Source organism: Streptomyces mutomycini, from assembly GCF_001700505.1.
Lineage (GTDB): Bacteria > Actinomycetota > Actinomycetes > Streptomycetales > Streptomycetaceae > Streptomyces > Streptomyces mutomycini.
On the sequence record NZ_MAPV01000129.1, the window covers coordinates 59,202 to 67,811 of the forward strand.

Annotated in this window: 9 protein-coding genes; 5 read left to right on the top strand and 4 right to left on the bottom strand. The window is 72.9% G+C overall.

Annotated elements, in window-relative coordinates; genetic code table 11:
- Positions 1–13 precede the first annotated feature (13 nt).
- The gene (locus BFF76_RS19370; protein WP_053929445.1) at positions 14–1,156 is read right to left on the bottom strand and encodes an NADH-quinone oxidoreductase subunit D; all 1,143 of its coding nucleotides are present in this window, start codon (positions 1,154–1,156) and stop codon (positions 14–16) included.
- On the bottom strand, positions 1,153–2,154 hold the full coding sequence (locus tag BFF76_RS19375) for an SAM-dependent methyltransferase (RefSeq protein ID WP_031091024.1): 1,002 nt from the start codon (positions 2,152–2,154) through the stop codon (positions 1,153–1,155). The genes BFF76_RS19370 and BFF76_RS19375 overlap by 4 nt, the downstream gene beginning before the upstream one ends.
- A 96-nt stretch (positions 2,155–2,250) precedes the next feature.
- Between BFF76_RS19375 and BFF76_RS19380 the strand changes: the two genes are divergently transcribed.
- Both BFF76_RS19380 and BFF76_RS19385 read left to right on the top strand, forming a co-directional pair.
- Complete coding sequence (locus BFF76_RS19380; protein ID WP_031091026.1) at positions 2,251–3,459, top strand: sensor histidine kinase; 1,209 nt, start codon at positions 2,251–2,253, stop codon at positions 3,457–3,459.
- A 19-nt stretch (positions 3,460–3,478) separates the two neighbouring features.
- Complete coding sequence (locus BFF76_RS19385; protein ID WP_031091028.1) at positions 3,479–4,150, top strand: response regulator transcription factor; 672 nt, start codon at positions 3,479–3,481, stop codon at positions 4,148–4,150.
- 32 nt (positions 4,151–4,182) lie between these two features.
- Here BFF76_RS19385 and BFF76_RS19390 read toward each other — a convergent pair whose 3' ends face one another.
- Complete coding sequence (locus tag BFF76_RS19390) at positions 4,183–5,283, bottom strand: DUF5937 family protein (protein WP_065848705.1); 1,101 nt, start codon at positions 5,281–5,283, stop codon at positions 4,183–4,185.
- A 103-nt stretch (positions 5,284–5,386) separates the two neighbouring features.
- On the opposite strand from BFF76_RS19390, the gene BFF76_RS33040 reads away from it, so the two are divergent.
- On the top strand, positions 5,387–5,545 hold the full coding sequence (locus BFF76_RS33040) for a hypothetical protein (RefSeq protein ID WP_167359511.1): 159 nt from the start codon (positions 5,387–5,389) through the stop codon (positions 5,543–5,545).
- 71 nt (positions 5,546–5,616) lie between these two features.
- Here the strand turns inward: BFF76_RS33040 and BFF76_RS19395 are convergent, their stop codons facing one another.
- The gene (locus BFF76_RS19395; RefSeq protein WP_065848706.1) at positions 5,617–6,762 is read right to left on the bottom strand and encodes a threonine aldolase family protein; all 1,146 of its coding nucleotides are present in this window, start codon (positions 6,760–6,762) and stop codon (positions 5,617–5,619) included.
- Between the two features lie 165 nt (positions 6,763–6,927).
- Between BFF76_RS19395 and BFF76_RS19400 the strand changes: the two genes are divergently transcribed.
- Together BFF76_RS19400 and panC are read left to right on the top strand one after the other, a co-directional pair.
- Positions 6,928–7,902: a Rossmann-like and DUF2520 domain-containing protein gene (locus BFF76_RS19400; RefSeq protein ID WP_031091035.1), complete on the top strand. Its 975-nt coding sequence runs from the start codon at positions 6,928–6,930 to the stop codon at positions 7,900–7,902.
- Positions 7,899–8,610 (top strand): pantoate--beta-alanine ligase (gene panC, locus BFF76_RS19405; RefSeq protein ID WP_065848707.1); only part of this gene is annotated, 712 nt, incomplete at its 3' end. The genes BFF76_RS19400 and panC, both read left to right, overlap by 4 nt.

Sequence of the window (8,610 nt, forward strand, 5' to 3'; positions counted from 1 at the left end):
GCGGGGGCCGGGGCTACTTGTCGATGTCCCCGACGACGAAGAAGAGCGAGCCCAGGATCGCCACCATGTCGGCGACGAGCGTTCCCGGCAGGAGCTCGGTGAGTGCCTGGATGTTGTTGAACGAGGCGGAGCGCAGCTTCAGCCGGTACGGGGTCTTCTCGCCCGTCGACACCAGGTAGTAGCCGTTGACGCCCAGCGGGTTCTCGGTCCACGCGTAGGTGTGGCCCTCCGGGGCCTTGAGCACCTTGGGCAGCCGCTGGTTTATGGGCCCGGGTTCCAGGCCGGCCATCCGCTCCAGACAGGCGTCGGCCAGGTCCAGCGCGTTGTGCGTCTGCTCCAGCAGACACTCGAAACGGGCCAGGCAGTCGCCCTCGGTCCGGGTGACGACCTTGAGGGTGTCCCGCAGTTCCCCGTACGCGAGGTACGGCTCGTCGCGCCGCAGGTCGAAGTCGACGCCGGAGGCCCGTGCGATCGGTCCTGACACCCCGTAGGCGTGCACGGCCTCGGGGGACAGGACGCCCACTCCCCGGGTCCGGCCCCGGAAGATCTCGTTGCCGAGGACCAGCCGGTCGTACACGTCCATCCGTGAACGCACCGACGCCACGGCGTCCCCGGCCCGGCCGAGCCAGCCCGCGGGCAGGTCCTCCTTGAGGCCGCCGACCCGGTTGAACATGTAGTGCATGCGGCCGCCGGAGACCTCCTCCATGACGGCCTGGAGTTCCTCGCGCTCCCGGAACGCGTGGAACATCGGTGTGATCCCGCCGAGTTCGAGCGGGTACGAGCCGAGGAACATCAGATGGTTGAGGACCCGGTTCAGCTCCGCCAGCAGCGTCCTCGTCCAGACGGCGCGCTCGGGGACCTCCATGCCGAGCATCCGCTCGACGGCCATGACGACCCCGAGCTCGTTGGAGAACGCCGACAGCCAGTCGTGGCGGTTGGCGAGCATGATGATCTGCCGGTAGTCCCTGGCCTCGAAGAGCTTCTCGGCGCCCCGGTGCATGTAGCCGATGACGGGCTCGGCCTGCTGGATCCGCTCGCCGTCCAGGACGAGTTTCAGGCGGAGCACACCGTGGGTGGAGGGGTGCTGGGGACCGATGTTCAGCACCATGTCGGTGCTCTCCGCCGCGCCGCCGATGCCGATCGTCGTCTCCGTCATGCCGGACAGTATCCCCCTTCACGGTCGGGGACCCGATGCCGCAGCCAGCCGAAGTCGCCCAGCCCGCCCCGCGCCGTGAGCTCCGCGGCCTCCCCGGCCGACGCCAGCGCCCGCACATAGCCGGCGGGATCGGCCGATGCCTGTGCCAGTGGCGGGCGTTCGCCGCTGACGCCCAGTTCCCGCAGCGCCGTCCGCTGGTCCAGGAGCCCGGCCACGCCGTCCGCCGCCGCCGCGCAGGCGTCGAGCGCCACGTGGGAGGTCAGGTCGCAGCTCCCGTCGGGGACGGGCGGCACCTCGCGGCCGCCACGGAATCCGGTCAGTGTCCCGAACGCCGGCCTGGACGCCCGCACATGTGCGTAGTCCACCGCCACCGCGGTCCCGCCGGCCAGCGACGCGACGGCCCGGGCCCAGGCCTCGTCGCGCGGCCGGCCGATCTCCGCACGGTCGCCGGGCCGGGACAGCGGCCACCAGCGGCGCAGCCACCGGGCGTCCGCCCCGGTCACCGGATCACCGAGCCGCTCGGCGCCGTCGGACCTCCGCACGAGGACGTAGCGGGGGATCCCGTCCGCGTCGGCCTCGGCGATGTCCGTGGGCACGTTGTCCAGCCATTCGTTGGCGAACAGCAGCCCCCGTACGCCCTGCGGGAGTCCGGTGCGCCACTCGACGGCCGGGTCGAGGCCGGGCGGGCGCGGGGCGAGCTCCACGGCGTACGCCCGTACGGTGAGGCCGGGGGCCAGGGTCCCGTCCCGCAGTGCCGCCAGCACTCCGGTGAGCAGTTCGCCGCGGCCCGCGCCCACGTCCACCAGGGCGACCGAGTCGGTCCCGAGCTCCCGCGCCGTGCCGGCCAGCAGCCGGGCGACGGCGGTGGCGAACAGCGGGGAGGCGTGCACCGAGGTGCGGAAATGGCCCGCGGGCCCCTCAGGGCGAAGGTAGAAGCCCTCTTTGCCGTACAAAGCGGTCTCGGCGGCTTCCCGCCAGCGGCACCAGTCATCCGTCACATGGGCAAGTCTCCACCTTGCGGAGTACGGTCCCAGGACCCGGATCGGCCCTCCGGCTGACCCGGGCACCGATCAGCTGTCCCTACGCTGGGTGACGTGCAGCGCTTCTACGATTTCATCCGCAGACACCCGACGGGCGTCGACATCCTCTGGGCTGTCCTCCTCCTCGGGTTCTCCGGCGTGTCCATCGTGGCCGACCAGGCCGGTGCCGGCCCGGAGCGCGTCGCCGGGGTGCCGATCGCCGTCGGTCTGTCCGTCGTGGTCGCGCTGCGCCGCCGCGCGCCGGAGCGGATGCTGCTGCTCGCGATCCTGATGGGGCTCGCCCAGCTGCTGTTCGGGGTACGGCCCGGCGCGGCCGATTTCGCCATGCTGGTGATCACGTACACCGTGGCCACGGTCGGGGAGCGCTGGGCGTCCCGGCTCGCCCTCGGATGCAGTCTGGCCGCCGCAGGGATCTCGCGGCTGCGCTGGCCCGACGAAACACCTACGGGCGGCTGGGCGCAGTCGCTCGGCTATGTCGTCATCATGACCGTGCCCTTCGTCCTGGCCTGGGTGCTCGGCGACTCGATACGCACCCGGCGGGCCTACTTCAGTCAGCTGGAGGAGCGGGCCGCCCGGCTGGAGCGGGAGCGCGAGGCGCAGTCGAAGGTCGCCGTGGCCGCCGAACGGGCCCGTATCGCCCGCGAACTGCACGACGTCGTCGCGCACAACGTCTCGGTGATGGTGGTCCAGGCCGACGGCGCCGCGTATGTCATGGACTCGTCCCCCGACCAGGCCCGGCAGGCTCTGGAGACCATCTCCGGCACCGGCCGCCAGGCGCTCGCCGAGATGCGGCGCCTGCTCGGGGTGCTCAGGACCGGCGATGCCGAGGAGAGCGGGGAGTACGTCCCCCAGCCCGATGTCCAGCAGATCGAGGAGCTCGTCGGCAAGGTCAGGGAGACCGGCCTCGCGGTCGACTTCAGGGTCGAGGGCACCCCGCGTCCACTGCCGAGCGGGGTCGAACTGACCGCGTACCGCATCGTCCAGGAGGCGCTCACCAACACCCGCAAGCACGGCGGCCCGGACGCCGGGGCGAGCGTGCGGCTGGTCTACTTCGACGACGGGCTGGGCCTGCTGGTCGAGGACGACGGCCGAGGCTCGCCGCACGAGCTCTACGAGGACGGCGGGGCCGACGGCGCGGGACAGGGAATGATCGGGATGCGCGAGCGGGTCGGCATGGTCGGCGGCACGCTGGACGCGGGCCCGCGGCAGGGCGGCGGCTTCCGGATCAGCGCCCTGCTTCCGCTCAAGCCGGCCAACCAGTGACCGAAGGACGGGACAACCCATGGCGATCCGAGTGATGCTCGTCGACGACCAGGTGCTGCTGCGCACCGGATTCCGGATGGTGCTCGCCGCCCAGCCGGACATGGAGGTCGTCGCGGAGGCGGGCGACGGTGCCGAGGCGGTCGAGGTCCTGCGCTCGACGGCCGTCGACGTGGTGCTGATGGACGTGCGCATGCCACGGCTGGACGGTGTCGAGGCGACCCGGCGCATCCGCGCGCGGACCGATCCGCCCAAGGTGCTGATCCTGACCACGTTCGACCTGGACGAGTACGCGTTCTCCGGTCTGAAGGCGGGTGCCAGCGGCTTCATGCTCAAGGACGTGCCGCCCGGCGAACTGCTGTCCGCGATTCGCTCGGTGCACAGCGGGGACGCCGTCGTGGCGCCCTCCACGACCCGCAGGCTCCTCGACCGGTTCTCGCCGATGCTGCCGAGCGGCAGGACGGAGCCGGCACACAAGCACGTAGAGAAGCTGACCGGACGTGAGCGCGAAGTGATGCTGCTGGTCGCCCAGGGCCTGTCGAACGGCGAGATCGCGGGCCGCCTGGTGCTGTCCGAGGCGACGGTGAAGACCCATGTGGGCCGCATCCTCACCAAGCTGGGGCTGCGCGACCGCGTCCAGGTGGTCGTCCTCGCGTACGAGACCGGTCTGGTCAGGGCCGGCGGGGCGGGCTGACCTCAAAAGCCGTGCCGGCCGTCCGCCGGAGGTCACCGCAGGACTCCCTCCAGGAAGTCGCTGCCCAGGCGTGCCACCACCGTCAGGTCCAGTGAGTGCAGGACGTACCGGCCGCGTCGGCGGGTGGTGACCAGGCCGGCCTTCTTGAGCACCGCCAGGTGGCGGGAGACCTCGGGAGGCGTGATGCCGTGCGAGCCTGCGAGCTCACCGGTGGTGTACGGGGAGCGGGCCAGGTTGCGGCAGATCCGCATCCGCAGGGGGTGGGCCAGTGCCTCCATCCGGAGCTGGAGCAACTCGACGGAGGCGGGGGAGGGCAGCTCGGGGCGGTGCACCGGGTAGACGATCACCGGACGCCAGCCGGGGGCGTGCAGCACCGTCAGATGCGGCCAGCCGAAGCTGGTCGGGATGAGGGTGAGACCGGTGCCCGCGGCCGACGCCGTGGCCTCCGTCAGTTTGTCGGCGCTGATCCTGCCGGTCTGCTCGTCCAGCGACAGGGCGGCGGAGACCGCGCCGAGGGCCGCTCCGACGCCCTTGTGCCGCAGCACCTCGGTCTTGTGCCGGGCGTCGGCGGCCAGCTGGACCTCGGCCCGCCGCCAGGTGTCGGCGAAGAAGGCCCGGTCGCAGTCCTCGAGGAGGCGCCTGACCCAGCCGCGTACGGAGACGGGGTCGTCCAGCAGCTCCCGGGTGAAGTCCACCTGCCTCGGGCCCCTGGCCGATGCCATGTCGAGCGCACGGGCCCGCATCCCCGCGTCGGCCAGCGGGGAGGGCGCACCCGTCCCGTACAGGCTCGTGCAGGTGAACTCCAGGGCGGCCGAAACGAACCGCTCGTCGTCGAGACGGTCCAGGATGTCCAGGTCCTCGGCGAGGGTCGAGCCGGTCCTGCCGTCCCCGCCGCGGACACCGGCGAACGGCATGAAGACGTCCGAGAACGTGCTCCGCCAGAGGAACTCCGCTTCGTGCAGCCGGTCCGCGAGGTCCGGTTCGAGAGCCGCGGATGTCGCGGTCGCCCAGCCGTGCAGGCCGGGGTGGTGCCCCGGCTCGGAGAGGGCGTGAAGGGCGAGCCCCAGCTCCGCGAGGGGAGAGGTCTCGAAAACTATGCCTTCCGGAGGCAGGCCCGCGATGTCGATATGCACGCTCACCGCTCCATGGTGCGGGTACGGGGGCGGCATGCGGTTCCACTTGACCGCAGCCGTCGATCCGCGGGCGCACCTGCCGGACCGGGGTCACGCTTGAGGCATGGACATCGTTCAGCAGCACATGCTCGACAGCTGCCGGGCCGCGCAGCACGGTGAGGGGGCGCCCCCGCTGCCCGGTTCGCACGACCGGGAGATCCTGCGCATGATCCGGAGACGCATCCGCGCCTGGACGGCCGCGCACCGGCCGCCCCTCCCCTGAAGCGGTCGCGCCGGAAGTCCGGGGGCGCCCGGAAGACAGGCGCCCCCGGACGCTTGAGTTCCCGGAGTGCTTCAGGCCAGTCGCTCCACGAAATCCGACACCGCGTCCCGGACGTCGCCGGCCGTCCACTCCAGCCCCGGCGCCGCCACCGTGACCTCGGTGAAGGAGAGTCCGGGCGGTCCGGCCGGAGCCGCGGACCAGCGGCGGAAGAGGGCCACGCCCGTCTCCTCGGCCTGCAGCACCGACGCCTCGTCCAGCACGTCCGCGGCGTACGGCAGCCAGACCTGGAACTGGTGCGTGTGCGGCGGCTCGGGGTGGACCCGGAACCACGGCACCGCCGACCCGGCGAAGCCCTCCGCCAGTGCCCCGGCGACCACCTTGGCCTGTGCCACGTACGACGGCAGCCTCGGCAGCTCCCGCTCCAGGCCCAGCAGGGCGGACAGGGCCGACGGGTACTGCTGGAAGACCTGGCCGCCGTACCGGTGGCGCCAGGTCCTCGCCTCCTCGACCAGCGACTCGGGGCCGGCGAGCACCGCTCCGGACAGGCCGTCCAGGGACTTGTAGAACGACACGTACACACTGTCGGCGAGTGCCGCGATCTCCGGCAGGCCGCGCCCGAAGTGCGACGTGCACTCCCAGAGGCGCGCTCCGTCCACGTGCACCACCGCGTCCCGCTCCCGCGCGGCGGCCACGACGGCCACGAGCTCCTCCCAGGTGGGCAGGACGAAGCCGGCGTCCCGGAGCGGCAGTTCCAGCATCAGGGTGCCGAAGGGTTCGGGGAAGTCCCGGATCTCCTCCGCGCTCGCCTGCCGGGGTGCGGTCGTCGGGTGCACCGTGCGCAGCCCGCTCACCGAGGTGAGCGCGCCGCGTTCGTGCACCTCCGGGTGGGAGAGCGGATGCAGTGCCACGACCGGACTGCCCGTGCGCCCCGCCCAGCACCGCAGCGCGACCTGCTGGGCCATCGTCCCGGTCGGGAAGAACGCGGCGGCCTCCATGCCCAGCAGCTCCGCCGTGCGCCGCTCCACCTCGGCGACGACCCCGTCGCCGTACAGGTCCGTCCACTCGCCCAGGTCGTGGACCGTGCCGGCGTCGGCGGCCAGCGCGGCCAGCCGCTCGGCCAGTGTGTGGTTCGCGGACATCCGCGCCAGCACCCTGGTGGACCGCTTCCACGCGGTCAGCCCGCGGTGCCGTTGCTGCTGCTCGTCGGTGTCTCCCATGGGACGATCATCGCCCGGGCCACGGACGCCGCACACCCGGATTTCTCCGCCGCCAGAAGTTATCCACAGGATGTGGACAGCCGGTGGGTGTACCGAAACGCTGGCGTAGCATGCAGAGAAGTCGTCCGGTACCCCCCGCGGACTGGAACGGAAGGCCGTAGCCGCGTGAACGCATCAGTTTCCAAGGAAGCCCTCGACGCGAGGGACCGCCCTGCCCGCCTCACCGTCGGCGTCGTCGGCGCGGGACGGGTCGGCCCCGCCCTCGCCGCCGCGTTGCAGCTCGCCGGGCACCGCCCGGTCGCGGTGTCGGGCGTCTCCGACGCATCCGTGCGCCGGGCGGCCGCACTGCTCCCCGACGTCCCCCTGGTGACCCCCGCCGAGGTCCTCGCCCGCGCCGAACTCGTGCTGCTGACCGTCCCCGACGACGCGCTGCCCGGCCTGGTCGAAGGCCTCGCCGAGACCGGTGCCGTACGGCCGGGCCAGCTGCTCGTCCACACCTCCGGGCGGTACGGCACGAAGGTGCTCGACCCTGCGCTGCGGGCCGGGGCCCTCCCGCTCGCCCTGCATCCGGCGATGACCTTCACCGGCAGCTCCGTCGACGTCCAGCGGCTGGCGGGCTGCTCCTTCGGGGTCACCGCCCCCGAGGAGCTCAGGCTCGCCGCCGAGGCGCTCGTCATCGAGATGGGCGGCGAGCCCGAGTGGATCGCCGAGGAGTCCAGGCCGCTGTATCACGCGGCACTCGCCCTCGGGGCGAACCACCTGGTCACCCTCGTCGCGCAGTCGATGGACCTGCTCCGCCAGGCCGGCGTGGCCGCACCCGACCGGATGCTCGGCCCCCTGCTCGGGGCCGCGCTCGACAACGCCCTGCGCTCCGGTGACGCGGCCCTGACCGGCCCCGTCGCCCGGGGCGACGCCGGGACGGTGTCCGCGCACATCCGCGAACTGCGCGCGCACGCCCCGCAGACGGTCGCCGGATATCTCGCCATGGCACGTGCCACGGCCGACCGTGCGCTGGACCACGGCCTGCTCAAGCCGGAGTCCGCTCAGGACCTCCTCGGCGTCCTGTCCGACAGCGGCGCCGTGACCGGAACGAACGGAACACACGGCCCGGACGGGTCCGGACCGGGAGAGAAGCGATGAACACCGCATCCGCCACCCTGCTGCGCTCCGCCGCGGAGCTCGACGCCCTCGGCCGGGCCGCCGGGGCGCGCCGCGCCGTCGTGATGACGATGGGCGCGCTCCACGACGGCCATGCCACCCTGATCCGTGCCGCACGGGCAGCCGCGGGGCCCGGCGGCCAGGTCGTGGTCACCGTCTTCGTCAACCCGCTCCAGTTCGGCGAGGCCGCCGACCTCGACCGCTACCCCCGCACCCTGGACGCCGATCTCGCCGTCGCCTCGGCGGCCGGCGCCGACGCGGTCTTCGCCCCCTCCGTCGAGGAGGTCTACCCCGGCGGCGAGCCCCAGGTCCGTGTCACCGCGGGCCCCATGGGCGAGCGGCTGGAGGGCGCCGCGCGCCCCGGGCACTTCGACGGCATGCTCACCGTCGTCGCCAAGCTCCTCCACCTCACCCGGCCGGACGCGGCGTTCTTCGGGCAGAAGGACGCCCAGCAGCTGGCACTGGTCCGCCGCATGGTGCGCGACCTCAACTTCGGCATCGACATCGTCGCGGTGCCCACCGTCCGCGACCCGGACGGTCTCGCGCTCTCCAGCCGGAACCGCTTCCTCTCCGCCGAGGAGCGCCGGACCGCGCTGGCCCTGCCCCGGGCCCTGTTCGCCGCCCGGGACCGTCCGGGCGCGGGCGTGCAGCGTCTGCTGGGCGGCCAGCCGGTCCCGGGCGGCGAACAGG